At 64.0% G+C, this 22,278-nt stretch carries 20 protein-coding genes; 15 read left to right on the forward strand and 5 right to left on the reverse strand.

What is annotated here, in order from left to right; genetic code table 11:
* Nucleotides 1-29: 29 nt before the first annotated feature.
* Nucleotides 30-1,073, reverse strand: a complete 1,044-nt coding sequence (locus tag R2601_RS22575; protein ID WP_007803067.1) for a TRAP transporter substrate-binding protein — start codon at nucleotides 1,071-1,073, stop codon at nucleotides 30-32.
* A gap of 304 nt (nucleotides 1,074-1,377) precedes the next feature.
* Between R2601_RS22575 and R2601_RS22580 the strand changes: the two genes are divergently transcribed.
* The 4 genes from R2601_RS22580 (at nucleotide 1,378) to R2601_RS22595 (ending at nucleotide 5,764) form a co-directional block, all read left to right on the forward strand.
* Nucleotides 1,378-2,118, forward strand: coding sequence for a maleate cis-trans isomerase family protein (locus R2601_RS22580; protein ID WP_007803068.1), 741 nt, complete (start codon nucleotides 1,378-1,380; stop codon nucleotides 2,116-2,118).
* Nucleotides 2,119-2,143: 25 nt separating this feature from the next.
* Entirely contained in the window at nucleotides 2,144-2,833 is a 690-nt protein-coding gene (locus R2601_RS22585) for a GntR family transcriptional regulator (RefSeq protein ID WP_007803069.1), read from the forward strand.
* Nucleotides 2,834-3,296: 463 nt separating this feature from the next.
* Nucleotides 3,297-5,138: a sensor histidine kinase gene (locus R2601_RS22590; protein ID WP_040545726.1), complete on the forward strand. Its 1,842-nt coding sequence runs from the start codon at nucleotides 3,297-3,299 to the stop codon at nucleotides 5,136-5,138.
* Complete coding sequence (locus tag R2601_RS22595) at nucleotides 5,135-5,764, forward strand: response regulator transcription factor (protein ID WP_007803072.1); 630 nt, start codon at nucleotides 5,135-5,137, stop codon at nucleotides 5,762-5,764. The genes R2601_RS22590 and R2601_RS22595 overlap by 4 nt, the downstream gene beginning before the upstream one ends.
* A gap of 152 nt (nucleotides 5,765-5,916) precedes the next feature.
* Here R2601_RS22595 and R2601_RS26830 read toward each other — a convergent pair whose 3' ends face one another.
* Nucleotides 5,917-6,093 carry a hypothetical protein gene (locus R2601_RS26830; RefSeq protein WP_007803073.1) on the reverse strand — a complete coding sequence of 59 codons (177 nt, stop codon included), beginning with the start codon at nucleotides 6,091-6,093 and terminating at the stop codon, nucleotides 5,917-5,919.
* A gap of 525 nt (nucleotides 6,094-6,618) precedes the next feature.
* Here R2601_RS26830 and R2601_RS22600 point away from each other — a divergent pair.
* The 7 genes from R2601_RS22600 to R2601_RS22630 all read left to right on the forward strand — a co-directional run bounded on the left by R2601_RS22600 (nucleotide 6,619) and on the right by R2601_RS22630 (nucleotide 13,441).
* A complete protein-coding gene (locus R2601_RS22600) occupies nucleotides 6,619-7,134 on the forward strand; it encodes a nuclear transport factor 2 family protein (protein ID WP_007803074.1) in 516 nt (171 codons plus the stop codon).
* Between the two features lie 72 nt (nucleotides 7,135-7,206).
* The gene (locus R2601_RS22605) at nucleotides 7,207-8,280 is read left to right on the forward strand and encodes a sugar ABC transporter substrate-binding protein (protein WP_007803075.1); all 1,074 of its coding nucleotides are present in this window, start codon (nucleotides 7,207-7,209) and stop codon (nucleotides 8,278-8,280) included.
* Nucleotides 8,281-8,352: 72 nt separating this feature from the next.
* Nucleotides 8,353-9,894, forward strand: a complete 1,542-nt coding sequence (locus R2601_RS22610; protein ID WP_007803076.1) for a sugar ABC transporter ATP-binding protein — start codon at nucleotides 8,353-8,355, stop codon at nucleotides 9,892-9,894.
* Complete coding sequence (locus tag R2601_RS22615) at nucleotides 9,894-10,871, forward strand: ABC transporter permease (protein ID WP_007803077.1); 978 nt, start codon at nucleotides 9,894-9,896, stop codon at nucleotides 10,869-10,871. The genes R2601_RS22610 and R2601_RS22615 overlap by 1 nt, the downstream gene beginning before the upstream one ends.
* Nucleotides 10,872-10,875: 4 nt before the next feature.
* Nucleotides 10,876-11,850 (forward strand): ABC transporter permease, encoded by a 975-nt coding sequence (locus R2601_RS22620; RefSeq protein ID WP_007803078.1) that lies wholly within the window; start codon nucleotides 10,876-10,878, stop codon nucleotides 11,848-11,850.
* Nucleotides 11,851-11,883: 33 nt separating this feature from the next.
* Nucleotides 11,884-12,660, forward strand: coding sequence for an SDR family NAD(P)-dependent oxidoreductase (locus R2601_RS22625; protein ID WP_007803079.1), 777 nt, complete (start codon nucleotides 11,884-11,886; stop codon nucleotides 12,658-12,660).
* Nucleotides 12,661-12,691: 31 nt separating this feature from the next.
* Nucleotides 12,692-13,441: an SDR family NAD(P)-dependent oxidoreductase gene (locus R2601_RS22630; protein WP_007803081.1), complete on the forward strand. Its 750-nt coding sequence runs from the start codon at nucleotides 12,692-12,694 to the stop codon at nucleotides 13,439-13,441.
* Between the two features lie 97 nt (nucleotides 13,442-13,538).
* Here the strand turns inward: R2601_RS22630 and R2601_RS22635 are convergent, their stop codons facing one another.
* Nucleotides 13,539-14,018, reverse strand: a complete 480-nt coding sequence (locus R2601_RS22635; protein WP_007803082.1) for a nuclear transport factor 2 family protein — start codon at nucleotides 14,016-14,018, stop codon at nucleotides 13,539-13,541.
* A 478-nt stretch (nucleotides 14,019-14,496) separates the two neighbouring features.
* Between R2601_RS22635 and R2601_RS22640 the strand changes: the two genes are divergently transcribed.
* Nucleotides 14,497-15,594, forward strand: coding sequence for an alkene reductase (locus tag R2601_RS22640; protein ID WP_007803083.1), 1,098 nt, complete (start codon nucleotides 14,497-14,499; stop codon nucleotides 15,592-15,594).
* Between the two features lie 162 nt (nucleotides 15,595-15,756).
* Here R2601_RS22640 and R2601_RS22645 read toward each other — a convergent pair whose 3' ends face one another.
* Together R2601_RS22645 and R2601_RS22650 are read right to left on the reverse strand one after the other, a co-directional pair.
* Nucleotides 15,757-16,572, reverse strand: a complete 816-nt coding sequence (locus R2601_RS22645) for an IclR family transcriptional regulator (protein ID WP_007803084.1) — start codon at nucleotides 16,570-16,572, stop codon at nucleotides 15,757-15,759.
* A gap of 4 nt (nucleotides 16,573-16,576) precedes the next feature.
* A complete protein-coding gene (locus tag R2601_RS22650; protein WP_007803085.1) occupies nucleotides 16,577-17,395 on the reverse strand; it encodes an IclR family transcriptional regulator in 819 nt (272 codons plus the stop codon).
* Nucleotides 17,396-17,857: 462 nt separating this feature from the next.
* On the opposite strand from R2601_RS22650, the gene R2601_RS22655 reads away from it, so the two are divergent.
* The 3 genes from R2601_RS22655 (at nucleotide 17,858) to R2601_RS22665 (ending at nucleotide 22,221) form a co-directional block, all read left to right on the forward strand.
* A complete protein-coding gene (locus R2601_RS22655) occupies nucleotides 17,858-19,444 on the forward strand; it encodes a GMC family oxidoreductase (protein ID WP_007803086.1) in 1,587 nt (528 codons plus the stop codon).
* Nucleotides 19,445-19,538: 94 nt separating this feature from the next.
* Nucleotides 19,539-20,645, forward strand: a complete 1,107-nt coding sequence (locus R2601_RS22660) for a substrate-binding domain-containing protein (RefSeq protein ID WP_007803087.1) — start codon at nucleotides 19,539-19,541, stop codon at nucleotides 20,643-20,645.
* A 67-nt stretch (nucleotides 20,646-20,712) separates the two neighbouring features.
* A complete protein-coding gene (locus R2601_RS22665) occupies nucleotides 20,713-22,221 on the forward strand; it encodes an aldehyde dehydrogenase family protein (protein ID WP_007803088.1) in 1,509 nt (502 codons plus the stop codon).
* Nucleotides 22,222-22,278 lie beyond the last annotated feature (57 nt).

Raw genomic sequence — 22,278 nt, forward strand, 5'->3', positions numbered from 1 at the left:
CCCCGCACAGGGTCTTGCTCTGGACAGGCTCAGTTGATGGTCAGGCCTGCGGCGTCGCCCGCGGTCTCGTTCCAGGTTTCCGTGCAGGACGGGTCGACATTGTTGCAGGTCTCCTTCCAGATCGGCAGCACGACGGTCTCGGCGATCTCCTTGATCTTCGCGCGGTCGTCGTCGTTGATCTCGACCAGCTCCATGTCGAACTTCGTGTGATCCGAGCAGCTGTCGGCACCGGTGTTGCAGGCCACCGCGTCACCGTTGGCCGACACGGCGAGCTCCCACAGCTGGTCCTCAAGTGATTTGAACTCTTCTTCCAGCGCGGCCTGTTGCTCGGCCGTGAAAGAGTTCCATGTGTCGAGGTTGATGAAATGCCCCTGCACCGAGCCGGAGACCGACAACGGCAGCTGATGGGTGGTCACCTCGGGCCAGTTGCCGGTGTTGCCGGACGTCGGGGAGGTCACGCCGCAGGTCACGACGCCGCGCTGCAGGGCCGGGTAGACCTCGGAAAACTGCAGGGTCACGGGTGTGGCGCCCAGAGATTCCAGCATGGCGGACATCGACGGGGTGAAGCTGCGGACCTTCATGCCCTCAAGATCGGCCAGCGTCTCGATCGGCTCGTTGCAGTAGAAGACCTGCGGGCCGAAGGGCCAGAGGGTCAGCGCCTTGGCGTTGAACTTCTCCTGCAGGCGGGTGTCGAAGGCGTCGCGATAGGCATCGACGACGGTGTGCAGGCTGTCCATGTCGGTGGCGACGCCGATCAGGTCGATGCCCTCGAAGAACGGGTCATCGCGCGACGCCATGCCGATTTGTACCGACATCACGTCAAAGGCGCCGCTGCGCAGCAGGCGCAGGGCGTCAGGGGCCTTTACGCCCACCACATCCATCGGGTTGTAATTGACTTCGAGGTCGACGCCGGCGTCCTCGCCGAGGGTCTCGAAGAAGGCCTGCTCGATCGAGACCTGCTTGGTGTTCTGCGAGAAGTTGCCAGCGATACGGAGCGTATCCTGTGCCGAGGCGAGGGCCGGGACGCTGGCCAGAGCGGCGGCGGCCAGGGCTGTGGTGAACCTGTTGCGCATTATTGTCTCCCTGATATTGCATTCATTTTGTGACTGATTGGAGCGTCTCAGGAAGCCAGTGTCGCGATCAATGGAAATCCCGGCCTGCCGCCCAGCTTTCTGTAGATCTATTGGTTTTGGCGCAAATTTAGGCGAAAACAGCGGCGAAATGCCGGTGATGTGCCCGTTTCGTGCATTTTTTTGGCTTTACTGCGTTGACGTGGTTGCTCTGGCGTGGCGCAAGTTGTCAGGACAGATCTGAACGCGGAGCTGCAAGAAATGAATGCAATTCTTCCGCGACCTCCGCAGTGAATGGAACTTCTGAATGCAGACAAGCGCTTCTTCCGGCCCGACCATCATCGGCATGCTGACCCCGTCATCCAACACGGTGGTCGAACCCTACACTGCGGCGTTGGCGTGGCCGCTCTTCCCGGATGTCTCGGTGCATTTCGGTCGCCTGCAGGTTACGCGGATCGCGCTCGATGAAGGGTCCGACAAGCAGTTCGGGACCGATCCCGTCCTTGCGGCGGCGGATCTGCTGGCCGACGCCAAGATCGACGTCATCGCGTGGAATGGCACTTCGGCCAGCTGGCTGGGCTTTGACAGCGATGACCGGCTCTGCGCCGCGCTGAGCGAGCGCACGGGCGCCAAGGCGACCACGGCGATCAAGAGCCTCAACGCGCTGCTCGAGGCGTTCGGGGTGAAGACGTTGGGCCTTGTGACACCCTATACACCGGATGTGCAGCAGCAGATCATCGACAATTACGCGGCCATCGGGATCGAAACCGTGGCAGAGCGGCACAGCAACCGGTCGGACAATTTTTCGTTCTCGGAAGTCTCCGAAGAAGAGATCGCAGGCATGTGCCGCGAAGTGGCCGAGGCCAAGCCCGACGCGATCGCGATCGTCTGCACCAACATGCGCGGTCCCTTGGTGGCGGCCGAACTGGAGCGCGAGCTTGGCATTCCGGTGCTTGATTCCGTGGCCTTCACCCTGTGGGGCTGCCTGAAGGAGGCCGGGACGGACATGACGCCGCTGTCGGAATTCGGCATGATGTTCGCAAAATGACCTGCGCGCAGCACGAGGAGGCGGGATGGGGGACCTGGAGGTGAGGGATGATCTGCTACCGGCGGACGATGGCGAGGCCTCTCTGCACGAGACCCTTGTGAGCCGGATGCGTCAGCTGATGATCGAGGGCACTCTGGAAAACGGCCAGCGCATCCCCGAGGCCGAGCTTTGCCGCATGTTCGGAGTGTCGCGTACGCCGCTGCGCGAGGCGCTCAAGGTGCTGGCGGTGCAGGGGTTCGTTCAGCTCCGCCCCAACCGCGGAGCGATCGTCGCGCCAATCGATCCGGACCAGATTCAGCCAATCTTCGAGCTGAAGGGGGCGTTGGAACGGCTGATCGGTCTCACCGCCGCCGAACGGGTCACGCAGGAGGATCTCGACGCGATCGGCGCGCTGCACCACGAACTCGGCGCGGCGCTCGAACTGGGGCAGATGGATGAGTACACCCGGTTGAACTATGCCTTTCACAAGAGGCTGGCGCAGATCTCAGGCAATGCGCTGCTGTGCGAGACCTACGAGGGGCTGCAGCAGCGGATCTGGCGGTATCGCTTCGTTGTGAACGAGGATTTCTCACGCGTGGCGGATAGCTTCTCGGAGCACGAGCAGATCATGATCGCCCTTCGTGCAAAGACCCCGCTGGATCTTGCCGCGCGCCTTGAGGCGCATAACCGGAGGACCTGCGAAGCGATGCTGAGGGCGATCCAGCAGATCCCTTGAACGGTCTGCGGGGCAAGTTTCCTCGCGATGCGCACCTCGATCGTCCATGGTTTCTTTCTGTAGCCGAGTGGTCCAGGGCCGGTCGGCATGCGGCCTGCTGCCTTCGAGACCGAACCTCTGCGGATCCACGTCCGGAAAACACAGGTTGACCAGCATCAGTCCGGTCAGGATGTCGATCGCAGTAACCGTGCCCGGCTTGAGCTCGTCGTGCTCGTTGACGTGGAGCACGCGTTGGTGTTTCGGGCCGGACCGCCACCGGAAAGTCGATCTCGCCGGTCACGCCGCGATCTGCCTTGACTTGACGCCCGATGGAGAACCGGCATTCTGTCGGCGACCGGTGTGACTGGTCCACAAGCATCGCCCCCTTTTCGGAGCGTTGCGTGCGGTTCACTCGCGGTAGATTTTTGAATTCGACCTTTTGGGGGCAAAGCTGCGCAGCTTCGCCGAGACAATAAGACAGACCATGTCAGCCCGCGCCTGCAGGTGTGCCCTTCTTGGCATTGTCGCGCTGTTGTGGTGGTCTGCGGCCTGGGCTCAGGAAGGCCGGCCATCGTCCCAGCTCAGGGTCCTCGCGATCTACTCCGGGTCCAGCACGCTCGCGGCCAATGTTGCGGTCGAGGAGGGCATACGCTCTGTCTTCTCCGGGGCTGAGAGGACCTCGAGATACGAGATCTACGAGGAATACCGCGACGCGCAGCGCTTTCCTGATGCGGTGGACGAGCAACGCTTCATCGACGCGCTGGATGCGAAATACCGCGACCAGACCATCGACCTGATCATGACGATCGGCCCGGAGGCGGTGCCCCTGGCTGTCGGGATCAGGGAGCGCATCGCGCCCGGTGTGCCGGTGGTCTACGGGGGCATTCTCGAGGCCACGCGGCAAGCGTTTGCGGAGGTCGAGGGGCTGCATGCGGTGGTGTCGAGATTTGACCTGCGCGGCACCTTCGAGCTGGCGCGGCACTTGCAGCCGGAGGCGCAGCGCGCGGTGATCTTCACCGGATCGGCCGATTTCGATCGAAGATGGAGGTCCTTTGCGGAAGCGGCGCTCGCCGATGTCTCCGATATCGAGATCGCGTTCGTCTCCGACCTGTCGCTTGAAGGTTTTCGGGACCGGGCGGCGGCGCTCGATCCCTCGGACATCCTGATCGGGCTGACGATCTTCGAGGATGCCGACGGACGCCGCTTCGTGCCGGCGGATGCGCTGGCCTCGATTGCCGAGGTGTCCGCCGCACCGACCTACGGCGTCTACAGCTCCAACATCGGTCGCGGGGTGGTGGGCGGGAGCTTTTCGACCTTCGAGGACACCGGCGCCGCGATCGCGGAAAAGGCGCTCAGGGTCCTCGAGGACCCGTCCGGCGCCAGGCAGGCGGTGTCGGTGCCGGTGTCGGCGGTGCTCGATTGGCGGCAGCTCAGGCGCCACGATCTCGATCCCGAGCTGCGCCCGCCCGACAGCCGGCTGCTCTATTACGATCCGGGCATCTGGGAGCGCTACCGGCTGGAGATCCTGCTGGCGCTGGCGATCATCCTGCTTCAGGCCAGCACCATCGCCGCCCTGATCATCATGGAGCGCCGCCGGCGCCGGAATGCCGAGGAGCTTGCCCGGCGGCGCATGGAGATGGCCAGGCTGTCGCGCATCGCCCAGCTCGGCGAGCTGTCCGGGGCCATAGCGCACGAGCTGAACCAGCCCCTGACCTCGATCCTCGCCAATGCCGAGGCAGGCTCCGCGATGCTCGCCCAGCCGGCTCCGGACCTTGCGGAACTGGAAGAGGTGTTGCGCGACATCGCCCATGACGACCAGCGTGCGGCGGACGTGATCATCAATCTGCGGCGTCTGATGACGAGCGACAGTGCCGGCCTCGAGGACACGGATCTCAACAAGGTGGTGAGGTCGACCGTCCGGCTTGTCAGCAGCGAAATTCTGTCGCGCAAGATCGCGCTAGAGTTGAAACTCTCCAGCAATTCCCTCATGGTAAAGGGAGATGTCCAGCAATTGCAGCAAGTGCTGCTCAACCTCGTCATCAACGCGGCGGATGCGATGGCCGACCAGACGACCCGGCATATGATCATCGAGACCGGACTGGGTCCGAAGGATCAGCGCGTGCTCTCGGTGACGGACACCGGGCCCGGCCTGCCCGAGGCCTTGCGGGACAATCCCTTCAAGCCCTTCGCGACCTCCAAGGTCCAGGGCATGGGGCTGGGGCTGTCGATCAGCCAGACCATCGCCGAAGCGCATGGCGGATCGCTGCGCTTTGTCAGCAGCACAAGGGACGGGGCGCGGGTTGCGCTGTCCCTGCCGGCGCCATGAACGCGCCATCCGAAGAGCCCTTCGTCGTCCATCTCGTCGATGACGACGAGAGCGTGCGCCGTGCCCTGGCGCGGCTGATCCGGGCCGGCGGATTCGACGTGCATCCCCATGCGAGCGGCGAGACGTTCCTGGACGATTTCGATCCGGCGGTTGCGGGCTGCGCCATCCTCGACATGTATCTGCCCCGGCTCGACGGCTTCGAGCTTGCCGAGCGGGTCGCGGCGCTCCAGCCGGAGTTGCCCGTCGTGTTCCTGACCGGACGCGGCGACATCGGCATGGGGGTCAGGGCGATGAAGGAGGGGGCGTTCGACTTCCTCACCAAGCCGGTGCAGCCGAGCATGCTGCTGACAACGCTTGCCGCCGCGAGGGCGCTGGCCCGACAGGCGCAGGCCGAGACGCACTGCACCGCGCGCTACGAGGAACGGCTGCAGAGCCTGACCCCGCGCGAGACGGAAGTGCTCGATGCGGTGGTCTCGGGCAGCCTCAACAAGGAGATCGCCCATGATCTCGGTCTGGCCGAGAAGACGGTGAAGGTTCACCGGGCGCGGGTGATGAAGAAGATGGGCATGCGCACGATTGCCGAACTCGTGCGCGCCAGCGTCACGCGACGGATCGACGCCCCCTAATATGGGCGAAGAGGGCTCCCGTTTCGACGGAAACCGGTCGCGCCAGGTGATGTCATGATCGCGCACCGAAAATGACGTTGTGGCGAAGCTCTGAACGTGAGGGCTTCCTGACCATGAGGACAGTCAGCGAGACGACCGGTACGAGGGGCTCATCACGTGCCCGGCGACATGTACCGTGTCACCCCGACCGAGGCGGCGATATAGGTCAGCGGCTCGCACACTTGCCCCGCTTCGCTGCAGCGCGGGCCGAGGGTTGGGATGTCGCGCAGCCACAGTCCGATGACCCCGATCGCTTCGGCGTGACGGAGGGCATCGAGACGCGCTTCCATCCGAGACACGCCACTTGTCGGATAGGTTCGAGCGGCAGGTCGCGCCAAGGCCTCCTCTCGTCCGGGGAGAGGGGGCGTCGGAAATCGGCATGATGGGCCAGGGCGCTGTCCGCCGACGTCTCTGGTTGGCCCGGCATTGCGGGAGGCGCGCTCGTGCCGGTGTGGCCAGACTTCAACCCTGCTGAGATGCCGATCCACGCGGTCTAGCAGCGCGCACGTGGTCTGAAGTCCGGAAAGTAGGCAGTGATCGGCATGCTGCACGCGGCCGCATCGCGTAGGTCGCCGCATACTGGATGTGGCCGATTCTTCGCTCATCGCGAGAACGTTTTACATGCCACTCAGAAGTCAGAAAATAATTTTACTATACTTTACAGTTTATTGTCCCATCTGCGGCTGTGGCAATCATGCCGCCAAGGCTGCGACTGAAAGTTATGTATTGACGAATAGCTTCGTTAAATGACAAAGTTTGTTCTATCAGCGCAGGTGACGTGACCCCGTCCAGCGCCGGTAAAACGGGAGGGATTCATGACGGAACAGTCCAATATCACCGCCTCGGCGGTGAACGATCTTGCACGCCTTGTCGCGCTCGAAGAGATCCGGGCCCTCAAGGCCCGTTATTTCCACGCGGTGGACACCAAGGACTGGCCCGCCATCATTGACATCTTCACCGAGGACGCGCGCGTCGACTTTGGTGGCGAGTTGCAGCATCACGTCGGGCACCACGGCGTCACCGAGGCCGATGCGGACCCGGATGCCTGGGTTGTCATCGGAGGCGCAGCCACCGCGAAGGTCATCGAGCAGGCGGTCGGGAGCATCGTGTCGGTCCACCAAGGCCATGATCCGCTGATCACGCTTCAGTCGGCCGATGCGGCTTCGGGGCGCTGGACGCTCTACGACAGGCTCGAATACGGCCACGAGGTCATGCACGGCTTCGGGCATTACGACGAGACGTACCGGAAGATCGGTGGCCAGTGGCGGATCGCCAGCCTGACCCTGACCCGGCTGCGCGTGGCCTGGGAGGACACACGCAGGACAGGATGACGCGCCCAGGCGCTGGCTCGGAGGGGGCCGCGCAAAGGCAGCGAAATACGATTTCCAATAGGGAGGAGACCAATGGAAAACGGCAAGAAACTGCGCGCTGGCGCGGTAACGATGGCGCTTGCGCTCGGCGGCAGTGCCGCGCTGGCAGAGCTGCCCGACAGTGGATCGATCGTGATGTTCGGCCAGTCGCGCGAAAACCCCTATTTCGGGCAAAACGCCGTGGGGGCCGCCGATGTGGCGAAACAATTCGGCTGGGACCTGACCTACGTCGAATCCGCGACCCAGGAACAGCAGGACGCGGCGATCCAGCAGCTGCTGGCCACGGGTGGCGATCCCCTGGGCATCGTGCTGAACCCGGTTTCGGGTGCTGCGGCCGTCGCCTCTGAGCTGGCGATCACGTCGGCGGAGATCCCGCTTGTGCTGCTCAATCAGGTGCCCTCGGCCGAGCAGGGCGCGCTTTTCGTCGCCTATGGCGGCGTGAACGACTACCTCTCGGGCGTCAATGCGGCTCAGCTGCTGGTCGCGGGCGCGGAGAAAGCGGGCGTGACCCTCGGCGACGGGCTCGTGGTCAACACCGTTGCCGGACACACAGCGGCTCAGCAGCGCGTGCAGGGTTTCCGCGACGAGATGGCGCGGAGCTTTCCCGATGGCGTGTCGATCCTCGCGGACGTCAATTCGGGCGGCTTTCTCGAGAACGAGGGCTATTCCATCGGCTCCCAGATCATTCCCGCCAATGCAGGCAAGTTCAACTGGGTCTACGGTGTGAACGATGCGCTCGCCTACGGGGCCATGCGCGCGGCAAAGGAAAGCGGGCTGGAGCCGGGCAAGGACGCGCTCTTCGTTGGCGGGACCTGCATGAACGCGACCACCAACGAGGCAGTGATGAACGGCGAGCTGGTCGGGACTTCGATCCAGTCGCCCTATATCGAAGGCGCTGCCGCAATGTGGGCACTGGCGGCCTACCTCAATACCGGTGAGGTCGTGGATGGCGAGACGAGCCTGTCGCCCGATACGCCTCCGTCGATCGACGAGCCGCCGCACAAATGGAACTTCATGCCGAACACGATGCTGGATGGTTCACCTGCGTCCTACGAGCAGACCAAGATCTGGGGCAAGAGCGCCTCGGAACTCTGCGACTACAACTGAACTTCAACTGACATTTTCCCGAAGTGAAGCGACGAGGCCGCCGGCCCGAGCCAGGACCGGTGTGCCCGTCGCATGGCGAAAGCGGATATGATGAACATGACAGGACAGGGGCCGGGAGACGTGGTCCTCGAGATGAAGGGGATCTCCAAATCCTTCGGCGCGGTAAAGGCGCTGCGGGGTGTGGACTTTGAATTGCGCAAGGGCGAGGTGATGGCCTTGCTGGGTGAGAATGGCGCCGGAAAAAGCACGCTGGTCAAGGTGCTCGCAGGTCTGCACGCGCCTGACAGCGGTGAGACCCGCATCGACGGCAAGCCGTTCAGCCTCGGCAGCGCGCGCCTGTCACACGCGGCGAGCATTGCCGTCGCCGAACAGGAGCTGAGCGTAATCGGAGCGTTGAGCGCTGCGGAGAACATCTTTCTCGGCGGCGTGCCGTTCCGCGGCCCTTGGACCCGCAGACGGCTGGCCGAGAAGGCGCGGCCCTATCTCGAGGCGGTCGGCTTGCATCACCTGGATCCGTCCACGCGGGTCGAAACGCTCGCGGTTGCCGAGCGTCAGTTGATCGAGATTGCCAGGCTTCTGGCGACGGATGCGCGCATCCTTATCCTCGACGAGCCCACTGCCGCGCTCAACGATTCCGACATCGAGCGGGTCAAGGCGATGGTCGTCCGCCTCGCGCGGGCGGGGCACAGCATCATTTACGTCACCCACCGTCTCGGCGAGGTGTTCGAGATCGCCGATCGGATCACCACGCTTCGCAGCGGTCAGAGCAGCCCGCCGGTGAATGTGTCGGACATGACGCTTGAAAAGGTCATCAAGAAGATGATCGGGCGTCCGCTGGAGGAGATGTTCCCGCATCGCGCCTCGAGTCTGGGCGCGATCGCGCTCGAGATGCAGGGCGTGACCACGCCTGCACTGCCGCTGCCGCAGAACCTTCAGGTGCGCAAGGGTGAGATCCTCGGGATCGCCGGGCAGATCGGCTCAGGCTCGGAGGCTCTGCTGCGGGCGATTGCCGGTGCGGATATTGTCGAAGGTGGCAGTATCGAGGTGCATGGCAGAGCGTTTCCGCGGGCCCATAGCCTGCCCGAGGCGATGAAGCGCGGCGTCGCCTACTGCTCGAGCGACCGAAAACTCGATGGCATCTTTGCCGAGCTGCCGGTCTCGACCAATATCATCTCGCCCTCGATGCGGCGCGTGTCGCCCGGCGGGCTGGTCAACCGGCGGCGCATCCGTGCGTTGACCGCGGAGGTGTCGTCCCAGATGGCCATCGACGGCAGTCGGGCCGAGTACAAGGTTGGTGCGCTGTCGGGGGGTAACCAGCAGAAGGTCGCCCTTGGCAAGTGGCTCGGCATCGCGCCGCGCGTGCTGCTGGTGTCCGAGCCCACCCGCGGCGTCGACGTCGGCGCCCGCGCCGAGATCTACGGCCATCTGCGGCGTCTTGCAGAAGAGGGGATGGCGATCATTTTCGCCTCGTCGGACATCGACGAGGTCCAGGGCCTCGCCGACCGGGTCGTCACCATGTACCGCGGTCGTCAGGTGCGCGTCGTCGATCCCACCCGCGTCACCAGCCACGAGCTGGTGCGCGACATCACCCACCCGGAAGAGGAGGCGGCTTGATGTCGGATTCAGCCATGCAAATCAGTCAGGTACACCCCCCGCGCAGCCGAAGGCTGCTGAAGCTCATCCTGCTCGCGGCCGCTGTAGTCGCCCTCGTGGCGCTTGGCGGCTGGTTCAACCCGGCGTTCCTGACGCCCGAGAATGGACTGGCGATCCTGAGAGCGGCCGCAATGTCCGGCATCGTCGCGATGGGGGCGACCTTCATCACGATCTCGGGGCGGTTCTTTTCGCTCGCGCTCGGTCAGACGGCGATGTTCGCCGGTGTCTTCATGGCCGTGTTGATGGCGCAGGGGCTGCCGTTCGGGCTGGCGGTGGCTGTCATGCTGCTGGCGGTCGTTGCGATCGGCGCGGTGCAGGGGGCGATCATCTCGATGGGCGCGAACCCGATCATCACGACGCTCGGGGCAGGGGCGCTTCTTGCAGGTCTCGCCGGCCTGACGACCGGCGGACGCAACATCGCCATTGAAAGTGCCGTGGTCGAGTGGATCGGGAACGGGCGCATTCTTGGCGTGCCGACACAGACCTGGGCCTTCCTCGTGTCCGTTGCGGTGGCTTGGTGGGTCATCAACAAGACCCGCTTCGGGCGCGAGACCATCCTGATCGGCGCAAACCGCGCGACGGCGGGCGCCTCGGGTTTGAACGTGTCGCGGATCACGATCCTTGTCTTCATCATCGCAAGCCTCGCCGCCGCCATGATGGGCGTCTTCGAGGCGGCGCAGTTCAGCAAGGCGCGGGTGGCCGGCTTCGGAGCGGTGGATTTCGACGTTATCGCGGCGGTGCTGATCGGTGGCACCGCAATCCAGGGCGGCAAGGGATCTCCGTTCCGCGCGGCCTTGGGGGCGGTCTTCATCGCCACTTTGCAGAACTACATGCTGCTGCTCGCCTGGTCGTCGGGTGTGCGGACGCTGATCACCGGGGCCTTCATCGTGCTGATCGTCGCGGGCTTCCACATCGCTGGCCGCCGGAAAGGAGCCTGAAACCATGACCCTCCTCAAAAATCCACTCTTGCAGCGCGTTCTGCTTCTGGTGATCGTCTATGCCGCCATGGCGGCGAGCGTGACCAACTTCGGCACCACCGGCAATGCCTATGCGATCCTTGAATCCTCGGCCATGCTGGGCATCGTCGCAGCCGGGCTTGCGGTCAACATGATGGCAGGTGAGCTGGATCTCTCGGTCGGCTCGGTCGCCGCATGCGCGGGGCTTGTGGCGATCATGATGTCGGGCCACGGGCTTGTGATCGCGATCATCGCGGCGGTCGTTCCGGCGGTGCTCTACGGCATCCTGCAGGGCTATGCGATCGCGCGGCTTCAGATCTCGTCTCTGGTGTTCACGCTGGGCACGTTTATCGGCATTCGTGGCCTTGCCTATGTCATCTCCGACGAACGGACCCTGTCGCTGGCTCTCTCGGACCTCGGCATCTCGATGGCGCTGCGCGAAAGGATGCTTCTGATCTTCTCGCCCTTCAGCCTGCTGATGATCGGCGTTCTGGTGCTGACGGGCCTGCTGCTGCGCTACAGCCGGCCGGGGCGCGAGATCTTCGCCATCGGCGGCTCACGCAAGGAATCCCGGGCGGCGGGCGTGCCGCAGACCCGGCCCCTGGTCCTGAGCTTCGCCACCTCTGCGGGTCTTGCCGCGCTGGCCGGGGCGCTGGCTTCGCTCAAGGGCGGCAGCGCGACACCGGGCAGCTACGAGACGGTTCTGCTCGCCGCAGTGACCGCCGCGCTGATCGGAGGCGTGAGCCTCTATGGCGGGCGTGGCAGCATGCTGGGTGTTCTGATCGGGGTGCTGACTCTGCAAGTGCTCTTGTCGGGGCTGCAACTTCTGGGTGCGCCCAACTGGGCGGCGAACCTTGCCACCGGATTGATCCTGCTTGCCTTCCTCGGGGTGGACCTCGTGAACGGACAGTCGCCGGTCGCCGATGCAGTGCGGCGCTATTCGCTGAGGGCGCGGGCCTGACGGCCCGCCCAAACCAACTTCACGGAGACAGACATGACTGACACGACCACAACGGGCCGGCTGGCTGGCAAGACTGCCGTCATCACCGGCGCCGGTTCAGGCATCGGCCGCGCGGCCGCCAGCATCTTTGCCCGGGAGGGCGCTGCCGTCGCGGTCTGGGACATCGTGCCGGAGCGCATCGCCGAAACCGTCGAAGCCGTCCGGGCGGCTGGCGGCACCGCCGAAGGATTTACCGTCGACATCTCGGACAGCGCCAGCATCGCCGAGGCTGCACGTGCCACCGAGAACAGCCTCGGCCCGGTCCGGGTGCTGTTCAACAACGCGGGCATTCTCGACGATTATGCCGATGCGCTGACCACGGACGAGGCGCTCTGGGACCGGATCATGGGCGTCGATCTCAAGGGGATGTGGCTGGTCTCGAAGGCGCTGCTCCCCGGTATGATCGACGCGGGTGGCGGCGCCATCGTCAACGTTGCCTCGATCGCGGCCTTCATCGCGGGCGGAGGGGGCATCGCTTACACGACAGCCAAGCATGGCGTCGTCGGCTTCACCCGGCAACTTGCGCTGGAATACGCGCCCAAGGGGATCCGCGTGAACGCCGTCGCGCCCGGCGCGGTCGAGACCGGGATGACCTCGGAGATCCTCAACAACGAAGACCTGCCGGTGGTCCACGCCCTGCGTCAGGCTCCCGCCGGCCGTCACGCCCAACCCGAAGAGTTGGCGAATGTGGCCCTGTTCCTGGCGAGCGAAGAGGCGAGTTTCGTTCACGGGGCGGTGCTCTTGGCCGATGGCGGCTGGACCATCAAGTAGGCGGCCGCGTGTGGCGGGGGAAGGAGAAGACATGGACGTGACAGGAAAAGTGGTTCTGATCAGTGGCGCGGCGCGCGGTATGGGCGCACACGAGGCGCGCCGTTTCGCCGAGGCGGGAGCCTGCGTGATCCTCGGGGACGTGCTCGACGATGAGGTGCGAGCGTTGGCGGAGGATCTGGGTGATGCACGCGCCTTGGCGGTGCCTCTCGATGTGAGCCGGTCCGAGGACTGGGAAGGTGCGGTTGCCGCCGGGGTCGCCCGGTTCGGGCAGATCGATGTCCTGGTCAACAATGCCGGTATCCTGCGGTTCTCGAATATCGAAACCTGCAGCGACGAGGAGTGGGAGAAAGTGCTCTCTATCAATCTCGGCGGGGCTTTCAAGGGAATACGCGCCGTGCTTCCCGTTATGAAAAGAAACGGCTCCGGATCGATTATCAATATATCCTCCACCGCGGGCCTCAAGGCATTTGGCGGCGTATCTGCATATGTGACTTCGAAATTCGGGATCCGGGGTTTGACCAGGGCCGCTGCAGTTGAATTGGCGGGCCACGGAATTCGAGTAAACTCAGTTCATCCGGGGAATATAGATACGGATATGGTTGAAGATCTGTATCCGAATTTTAACCATGTACCGATGAAGCGCATGGGTCAGCCGGATGAAATTGCAAACCTCGTGATATATCTGGCCAGCGATGCCAGCTCATTCTCCACCGGCGCGGAATTCGTTGCCGACGGCGGAGAGACAGGCGGCATGCCGGATCTGTTCGCGCAGCCCTCCTGACGCCACTGTGTCGAGCTGAGGAAAAAGGCGCCGGACCTGATGTGGTCCGGCGCCCTTCGGCGTTCTCGGTGGCGCCCGGAGGCCGGGCGCCACGGGCTCACGCGTCGGTGCTGCCCCAAGGCACGTCGAGCCGGGTGTGCGAAATCTTCCAGGCGCCGTTCTCACGCACGTATTTGTCGACGTAGAGCCCGACCAGAAGCAGCGGATGCTGGTCGGCCTCGCGTCCCGTGACGAAATCCAGAAGGTAGCACTGGCCCTCGGCGCTGTCTGGGCCGGTGATGCGAATGTCATGGTTCGTCACCGCGTGCATGAAGGGATAGCTGTCTTTCTGCTTCCAGTTATAGAGGTCGAACGCCCCTTTAAGCCCTTCTTTTATGGCGCTAATTCCTTGCATGTCCCCCACTGTGACGGACAGGACGGCGTCCTCGGTGAAGACGTCGTCGAAGCCGTCGATCTTGCCGGTGTCGAGCACGTTGCTGTAGCGCACGCGCAGAGCCCGGATTTCCTCGATGTCCAGGAGGCGACGCAGTGCGGCCTCGGTGCTCTGGGTGTCTCTCGTCAGGGTGTCGGTGGTCATGGGTCTATCCATTTCTGCGGCATCGCTTGGGGTGAAAATCCGCTCGGGGACGGCCAGGCTGCGCGATGCCTCCTCCTCCCTGCCGTCCGTCCGGGCGTGATCTCCGGAAGGGCCGCTACGACGTCAGGCCGACCGGCTCTGCGGGCATGGCCAGCGACGAGCTGTCGTGACGCTTCCGGGTGGGCCGAAAAAAAAGGGGTTTTCGCGGTCCTTATTCAGAACACATAAAACGAAACGAGTCGTCAATGGAAAACGCCTGCATTTGTCCTTGAGGTGCCGAAATTTCTGAGGTCGCAGCTGAAATGAAACTTATCGTCTTCGTAAAAGGTGCATGCCGCCCATAAGCGTGCCGATGTCTGGAGGTGAGAAGTTTGTGTCAGGTGTACAGATTCGGTATTGACTAACACACGTGCTGAAATAATATCGCCGGCAAGCTTCGCTCGCGATTGTGCGGAGCGCTCTTCGAGGGAGGAATTCGATGTATGAGAAATTGCTGTCGCCCGCCAAATTTGGCCCCTGGGACCTGACGAGTCATATCGTCATGCCCCCGCTCACGCGTAATCGCGCCGAGGAGGATTTCAGTCCGAACCAGCGCGCGCCCGAGTATTACGGCCAGCGCAATAGCGCAGGCCTTGTGATCTGTGAGGCGACCCAGGTGAGTCCCGAGGCCACGGGCTACCCCCGCACGCCGGGCATCTGGAGCGAGGCGCAGACCGAGCGCTGGACCGAGATCGTGTCGCAGATCCACGCGGGCGGCGCCAAGGCGCTGATCCAGCTCTGGCATTGCGGCCGTATCGGGCACCCCGACAACCAGCCCGAAGGCTGCTTCCCCATGGGGCCGTCGGCGGTCCAGCCCGGGCTGCCGATCTACACCGACACGGCAGAGGATCTCGTCGAGAACCCGGTGCCCAAGGAGATGACCGAGGAGGATGTCCAGTGGGTGATCGACTCCTATCGCAGCGCCTGCGCCAACGCCAAGAAGGCCGGGTTCGACGGGGTCGAGCTTCATGCGGCGAACGGGTATCTCGTGGATCAGTTCGCCTCGACCAACACGAACCTGCGCACCGACAAGTGGGGCGGGTCGCTCGATGATCGGCTCAACTTCATGCGCGCGGTGCTGACAGCGATGATGGAGGTCTATCCGAAAGAGTGCATCGGTGTGCGCATGTCGCCCTATGGCACGTTCAACGACATCCAGGACGAAGACCCCAACGCCAAGTACGAAGCCATGCTGAAGCTCTGCGAAGAGATGGGTGTCGGCTATGTGCACGTCATCCGACCGGTGGTGAGCGGCAACATCCAGATGGAAGCCTCGGGCCGGGATGTCGAGGTGATCGACACCGCGCGGCGCCTCTACTCGGGTCCGCTCATCGCGGCTGCCGGATACACGCCGGAGAGCGCCGAGAAGGAGCTCGAGGCCGGCCGGGTGGATCTCGTCGCCTTCGGGCGCGCCTTCGTCAGCAATCCGGACCTGGTGCGCCGCGTGGCCGAGGGCATCCCCTTTGCCGAGGGCAACCCGGATACCTATTACACCCCCGGCATGACCGGCTACATCGACTACCCGATGGCGAGCTGAGGCGCATTGCGCTCGGGCGGAGGGCTTTGGCGTAGGCAGCCCTTCGCTTGCTCCTCGATACGTCGGAGCACTGGCCCGACGCGCATGTGAACAGCAGTCAGCTGCGGTCGCCGATTCTTCGGCGGCCGCGGTTTCCATTCAGGCGGTCCGCCAAGGGCCGCGTCAGCTTGAGTGCGTGTAGCCGAGCTCGGTCGACAGGCCTCGGGCGGCCTCGATCAGCGCGGGAATGAACTCATCCTCGGCGTGAGCTTCGAGGTAATAGTCCTGCCCGATGATGGTGATCGCCATGACCAGCTGTCCGGAGTGATCGAAGACTGGCGCGGAATAGGCCGAGATCCCGGGAACGGGCGGCTGTTCGACCGTGGCATAGCCCTGCTCGCGGATCTGGTCGATCTCCTTGCGCGACATGAAGCGCGCCGTCCCGACCCGGCCGCTGTCGGCTCGCTCGCGCTTCTCGCTGGCGATGGCATCTCGGACGATGGCATCGGGCAGGAATGCCGTGAAGATCCGGCCGCTCGCTGTGCCCGCCATCGAGTAAACCGTGCCGGGGCGAGTGTTCATGTTGAGTTGCCCGCCGCTCTCCTTGACCGAGACGACGGTCGGCCCGAACGAGCCCCAGACCACCAGTGCAACGTGCAGGGCGGTGCGTTCCGACAATTCGGTGATCGCATCGCCGGCCAATGCCATGGGGTCGGTCGTGCGCATGCTGGTGATGCCGAGATCGAGCGCGAAGCGTCCAAGCCGGTAGCGCCCGGTGTCGGCGTCCTGCTCGACCAGGCCCGTCTTGCGGAAGCTGACCAGATAGGCATGCGCCTGCGCGGGGGCAAAGCCGGCCACCTGCGCGAGGTCCTTGAGCATCATCGGCTCGACTTCCTCGACCAGGGCCGACAGCAGACGTGCGCCGATTTCGATGGATTGGACGCCGCGCCCCTCGGATTTCGGCTCGGTCGATTTTCGCTTGCTCGTGGTGGGGGGCATCGTGTCAGCTCCGTTCTGTAAGCTGGGCGTCGTGCGTCTCGGCAATGCCGCCGGACCTGATCCGCTTGCGCATGAGTTCGGACAGCTCCAGCAGGCCGACCTGGGCAGGCGATCCGTGCGAGACCGGCAACCGTTCGTCCGGACCGATGAGGCCCGCCGCGAATTGCAGAGTGCCTTCGGCATCAAAGATCGGCACGGAAATGGCGTTGGTCCGCGGGATCGGGGTGCCTTCGGCGATCGCGTAGCCATATTCCCGCGTGGTCTCGAGTTGGGCTTCGAACTCCGCGCGTTCCAATATCGTGCCGATCGATCCCGGAGGAGTATCCCTGTCGAATTCCGCCGCGATCTGCGTCTCGATCTCGGGGGACTCGCCGAAAGCCGCAAAAATGCGTCCCGTTGCGGTTCCCGTGACCGAGAAGGTGGTGCCCTGCCGCACGTTCAGCGCGCTTTGCCAGGCGCTCGCATTGATCTGGATGATGGTCGGCCCGCCCGTGCTCCAGGCCGCGAGCACCGACATCACGCTCAGGCTGTCAGACAGTTTCTTGATCTCTTCCGAGACTTCGAGCACCAAAGGGCTGCTGCGCAGCCACCCGATGCCGAGCCGCATGGCAAATGATCCGGTGCTGTAGAGCCCCGTCGACGGGTTCTGGTGCACGAGGCCGACGTGGCGCAGGCTGGTCAGGTACGCATGGCATTGCGCGGGGGCGAGGTCGGCAGCGAGGGCGAGCTCCTTGAGCATCATCGGCTGACAGGTTTCGACAAGAGCGCGGAGAATCCTTCCGCTAACCTCGATCGACTGAATGCCGCGCGCGCCCTGACGCATACATGCCTCTCCTTTCCTATCGCCGCGTCCTGAGGGGACGGGCCCACGCCGAATGATCGGCTTGAAGCTTGATACCGCGATTGCGCGCGACGGAAAACTCTTTTCGCCCGAACTGTGGTGGTGTTCTTCGCGGTGAGGTGACCGATTCGCCAGAAATCCGGCGCCGAACGGACCTGACGCAGAGCGGCCTCAGCACTTGCGAGGTCGTCAACCACTGGCCGAAGACGGTTGGGCGCCAGCGATTTGAGGGCCGTAACAGGCGGGTTTTGCCGAAGATCAGCGCCCTTATGCAAAGGATCTGCAGGGAGCCTCCAGTTCAGAGGGCGCGAGATAATAGATTCATTATTGACTAAGAGTTTTGCGGATGGCAAATGTTGCGACAGAGGAGGCACCCCGTCGAAAACGCTGGGGCGCAGAAGGCAAAGGCCCGGCCATCTTGCGTTGGCGGGGCGGGAGGAAAAAATGGCTGACTACATCATCATCGGTGCAGGCTCCGGCGGAGGCGTGCTTATCAATCGCCTGAGCCAGGACGAGAACGCGGAAATCGCAGTGATCGAAGCGGGCGGCTGGGACCGCAGCCCCTGGATCCACATGCCGATGGGCTATTTCCGGCTTATGCAGACGCTTGCGCTGGATTGGGGCTATCACACCGTCCCGCAGAAGAACGTCAACAACCGGGTGATGTTCGTCCCGCGCGCCCGCAGCGTCGGAGGCTGTTCGACGGTGAACGGCATGATCTACACGCGCGGCCACCGGAGCGACTACGACCGCTGGGCGCAGATGGGCAACCGTGGCTGGGACTACGACAGCATCCTTCCCTACATGATGCGCGCCGAGAACTGGGGCGGTGGCGGCAAGGAAGAGGTTCACGGATTTGACGGGCCTCTCGCCACGACTCGCAACCCGATTCAGGCAGAGCCCTGCGTTGCGTGGCGCGATGCCTGCATGCAGGCGGGCTATCCGTTCAACGAAGACCTCAACAGCGGCGAGCAATACGGCGTCGGCCCCTGTGATGGCACCGTCCGCGACGGGATCCGTTCGAGCGTTTCGCGCTGCTACATCACCCCGATCAAGAAGCGCAAGAACCTGACCTTCTACACCAACGCGATGGCCTCCAGGATCATCATGAAGGGCGGCCGCGCGGTCGGCGTCGAGTTCGTGCAGGGGCGTAGCAAGAAGACCGTCTATGCGGACAAGGAGGTCATCCTCTGCGGTGGCGCCTTCAACTCGCCGCACCTGCTTCAGATTTCCGGCATTGGCGATCCTGAGCACCTCAACCGCATCGGCGTCAAGGTCGAGCACGAGCTGCCCGGTGTCGGCCGGAACCTTCAGGACCACCTCGCGAGCTCGGTCAAGCAGGGCCTGTCCAAACCGGTATCGCTTCTGGGTCAGACCAAGCCCTACGCCGCGGCCATGGCGCTGCTTCAGTACTACACCACCGGCAAGGGGCCGGTAGCCGGTCACGGCGTCGAGGTCATGTCCTTCCTCAACTCTCGAGAGGGGCTCGAGGCGCCGGACATCCAGGTTCATTTCAACAACATCATGTACAAGGACCACGGACGCGAGATCATCAATGTAGAGGGCTGCATGCCCTACTATAATATTTCGCGCCCGCAGAGCCGTGGCACGGTGATGGCAAAGTCCTCTGACCCGCTCCAGCTGCCCGAGCTTGATCCGAACTTCCTCTCGGAGCCAGAGGATCTGCGGGTCCTGCGTGAAGGTCTGCGCATGATGCGCGACATCCTTGCGCAGCCGGCCTTCGACAGCATCCGGGGCGACGAGTATGCGCCGGGCAAGGGCGTCGTGTCCGACGCCGAGCTCGATGAGTATATCAAGAACGACTGCAACAGCGTTTATCACCCGGTCGGCACCTGCAAGATGGGCTCGGACGAGATGGCGGTGGTCGATGACGAACTGCGCGTGCGCGGTATCGGAGGCCTGCGGGTCGTGGATGCCTCGATCATGCCGACACTGACCTCCGGCAACACCAACGCTCCGACGATCATGATCGCGGAGAAGGCATCGGACATGATCCGCGCCGCCGCCTGAGCGCAAGCCGCCTGCTTCAGACAACACCACCTCGCGCGGCCGCCACCGGTGGCCGTGAGCGAGGAGACACGTCCCACGACGGGGAGAGAATCCAATGATCAATTCCATCATCACCCGCTCGACCGCACGCCTCTTGGCCGGTTGCGCCGGCGCAGCCGTTCTCGGGAGCGCTGTACTTGCTCAGGATGCGGGCCCGGCCCGTGTCGATCAGGGGGTCGATATTGCGCCTTTCTGCGGCACCGACCCGATCCGCGTGGCGCTGGTCGACGGCTGGGGTGGCGACACCTGGCGCAAGATCACCTTCGCCGAGCTTCAGGATGAAGCGGCCGCCTGCCCGAACGTGACGGTCGAGGATCACACCGACGCGGGCGGCGATCAGCAGACCTACAACGCCGCCATCAACGGATATGCCACGCAAGGCTACGAGATCATTCTCGCCTTTACGGATTTCGGCGATGCGGCGATCCCGGCCTACCGGATGTCGAATGGCAACGGAACGACCATGGTGCCTTACTTCAATCAGCTCGCAGGGCGCCCGGGCTTCGACTACGCGGTGAACCCCTATCAGGACTCCTTTGCCATCGGGAAGCAATACGCCGAGTGGCTCGGCACGGCGCTCGAGGGAGAGGGCAACGTATTGATGCTCGGCGGTCCGGCAGGTGCGACCTCGTCGGCGGTATTCCTCAAGGGGTTCAAGGAAGGCCTAGCGGCCCACCCCGGCCTGACCCTGCTGGACGAGAACTTCATTGCCACCAACTGGAACCCGGCTGACGCGCAGAAGGCCGCCGCGGGGCTGATCGCCAAGTATGGCGACACGATCGACGGCATCGCCTCGGATTACGGTGTCACCACGCTGGCCACGGTCAAGGCGTTCGAGCAGGCCGGAATGGCGGTTCCCGCGCAGGCGACCATCGCCACCAGCAACGAGTTGAACTGCAAGTACACCGAGGCCGTCGCCGCGAATGAGGGCTGGAAATATCTCGCGCTCGACGGGTCTACGGCAGATATCCGCTTCGCGCTCCGCCAGGCGCTGGCGGCGCATAACGGGATCGAGATCGACGAGCCGCTCGGCGTGGTCCCCTACATCTATGCCGATAGCACCACCGACACGATGCCGAAATGTTCGGACACGGCGCCGCCGGATGCCGACCTTTCGTCTCTCCTGCCCGAAGAGAAGCTGCAGGCGCTCTTCGCCCAGTAAGCCAACCAGACGCGGGCACCCCTTTTCCGGGGCGCCCGCCGCGACACCTTCAAAAGGGAGACTTCCCATGAACAAGCCCTTCTCCTTCGACAATCCGCTCGATTTCATCAGCACCGAAACCCGGAGCTTTCTCGGCCAGCGGCACAAGCTCTTCATCGGCGGCGAGTCCGTTGAATCTGTCGAGGGCGGCCGCCGCGACGTCGTCGATCCGGCCACCGGCAAAGTGATCTCGAATGTCGCCGACGCGACCGCGAACGACGTCGACCTTGCGGTCGCATCGGCCCGCAAGGCCTTTGACGGCGGCGTCTGGCGCACGACCAAACCGCTTGAGCGCGTGAAGCTGCTGTGGCGCATCGCCGAACTGATCGACAAACACGCGGTGCAGCTTGCGGAGCTTGATACGCTCGACGAAGGCTCGCCCTACGGCGTGGTCAAGAACGGCTACATTGCCGGTGCCGCAGAGCATTTCCGCTATTTCTCGGGTTGGGCCAACAAGATCAACGGCGACACGCTGCCCGTCAGCCTGCCCGGCGACTGGCACACCTACACCACGCGTGAGCCGGTCGGTGTCGTGGCTCAGATCCTGCCATGGAATGTGCCCTTCCTGATGATGGCCTGGAAACTGGCACCGGCACTGGCCGCGGGCTGCACCGTGGTGGTGAAGCCGGCCGAGGACACACCGCTGTCGGCGATGCTCTTCGCCGAGATCTGCCGTGAGGCAGGCGTTCCCGAGGGCGTGGTGAACATCGTCACGGGCGACGGCAAGATCGGTGCGGCGCTGGTCGATCACGCCGACGTGGACAAGGTCGGCTTCACCGGCTCGACCGCGACCGGCCAGGCCATCGTGCGCGGCGCGTCCGGCAATCTCAAACGGGTGAGCCTCGAGCTCGGCGGCAAGAGCCCTGTCTTCGTCTTCCCCGATGCCGACATCGACGCTGCTATCCCGCAGGTGGCCGAGGCGGTCTACCTCAACAGCGGTCAGGCCTGCTCGGCTGGCACGCGGCTCTATATCCACGAGGATGTCTACGACCGGGTGATCGAGGGTGTCGCCGCCTATTCGGAAACACTGAAGCTGGGTCATGGTCTCGACCCCGCGACGAACATGGGTCCGATCATCTCGGCCAAGCAGTTCGAGCGGGTGAACCGCCTGCTGGACACCGGCCTCAAGGAAGGCGCGCAGCTGGTCACCGGCGGCAATGCCGGTATGGACGGCTTTTTCGTCAAGCCGACCCTGCTGCGTGATGTGACCCCCGATATGTGCGTCTACCGCGAGGAGATCTTCGGCCCGGTGATCAGCGCGATGAAGATCGACTCGCGCAACATCGAGGCCTTGGCGCTCGAGGCCAACAATACCGAGTACGGCCTTGCGGCAAGCATCTGGACCAACGATCTGAAGTTGGCGCATGGGCTGGCCGGACGCATTCGCGCTGGCACCGTCTGGGTCAATGCCCACAACATGATCGACCCCTCCATGGGCTGGGGCGGTTTCAAGCAATCGGGCTGGGGCCGCGAGATGGGTCGCTCGGCGATGGACATCTACACCGAGCAGAAGACAGTCGCGATGAAGATCGGCTGATCGAACACGGGGGGCGGCCATGCTTGGGCGCCCCCACTGTATGCCGCCGCCGCGTCA

Origin of the sequence: Salipiger bermudensis HTCC2601, from assembly GCF_000153725.1 — a bacterium.
GTDB classification, from domain to species: domain Bacteria; phylum Pseudomonadota; class Alphaproteobacteria; order Rhodobacterales; family Rhodobacteraceae; genus Salipiger; species Salipiger bermudensis.

Coding starts and splice junctions, on each gene's coding strand:
- R2601_RS22660 (WP_007803087.1), top strand. CDS start 19,539: ATGATCAATTCCATCATCACCCGCTCGACCGCACGCCTCTTGGCCGGT.
- R2601_RS22585 (WP_007803069.1), top strand. CDS start 2,144: ATGGGGGACCTGGAGGTGAGGGATGATCTGCTACCGGCGGACGATGGC.
- R2601_RS22595 (WP_007803072.1), top strand. CDS start 5,135: ATGAACGCGCCATCCGAAGAGCCCTTCGTCGTCCATCTCGTCGATGAC.
- R2601_RS22615 (WP_007803077.1), top strand. CDS start 9,894: ATGTCGGATTCAGCCATGCAAATCAGTCAGGTACACCCCCCGCGCAGC.
- R2601_RS22655 (WP_007803086.1), top strand. CDS start 17,858: ATGGCTGACTACATCATCATCGGTGCAGGCTCCGGCGGAGGCGTGCTT.
- R2601_RS22635 (WP_007803082.1), bottom strand. CDS start 14,018: ATGACCACCGACACCCTGACGAGAGACACCCAGAGCACCGAGGCCGCA.
- R2601_RS22640 (WP_007803083.1), top strand. CDS start 14,497: ATGTATGAGAAATTGCTGTCGCCCGCCAAATTTGGCCCCTGGGACCTG.
- R2601_RS22625 (WP_007803079.1), top strand. CDS start 11,884: ATGACTGACACGACCACAACGGGCCGGCTGGCTGGCAAGACTGCCGTC.
- R2601_RS22630 (WP_007803081.1), top strand. CDS start 12,692: ATGGACGTGACAGGAAAAGTGGTTCTGATCAGTGGCGCGGCGCGCGGT.
- R2601_RS22605 (WP_007803075.1), top strand. CDS start 7,207: ATGGAAAACGGCAAGAAACTGCGCGCTGGCGCGGTAACGATGGCGCTT.
- R2601_RS22650 (WP_007803085.1), bottom strand. CDS start 17,395: ATGCGTCAGGGCGCGCGCGGCATTCAGTCGATCGAGGTTAGCGGAAGG.
- R2601_RS22620 (WP_007803078.1), top strand. CDS start 10,876: ATGACCCTCCTCAAAAATCCACTCTTGCAGCGCGTTCTGCTTCTGGTG.
- R2601_RS22575 (WP_007803067.1), bottom strand. CDS start 1,073: ATGCGCAACAGGTTCACCACAGCCCTGGCCGCCGCCGCTCTGGCCAGC.
- R2601_RS22665 (WP_007803088.1), top strand. CDS start 20,713: ATGAACAAGCCCTTCTCCTTCGACAATCCGCTCGATTTCATCAGCACC.
- R2601_RS22590 (WP_040545726.1), top strand. CDS start 3,297: ATGTCAGCCCGCGCCTGCAGGTGTGCCCTTCTTGGCATTGTCGCGCTG.
- R2601_RS26830 (WP_007803073.1), bottom strand. CDS start 6,093: ATGGAAGCGCGTCTCGATGCCCTCCGTCACGCCGAAGCGATCGGGGTC.
- R2601_RS22580 (WP_007803068.1), top strand. CDS start 1,378: ATGCAGACAAGCGCTTCTTCCGGCCCGACCATCATCGGCATGCTGACC.
- R2601_RS22600 (WP_007803074.1), top strand. CDS start 6,619: ATGACGGAACAGTCCAATATCACCGCCTCGGCGGTGAACGATCTTGCA.
- R2601_RS22645 (WP_007803084.1), bottom strand. CDS start 16,572: ATGCCCCCCACCACGAGCAAGCGAAAATCGACCGAGCCGAAATCCGAG.
- R2601_RS22610 (WP_007803076.1), top strand. CDS start 8,353: ATGGCGAAAGCGGATATGATGAACATGACAGGACAGGGGCCGGGAGAC.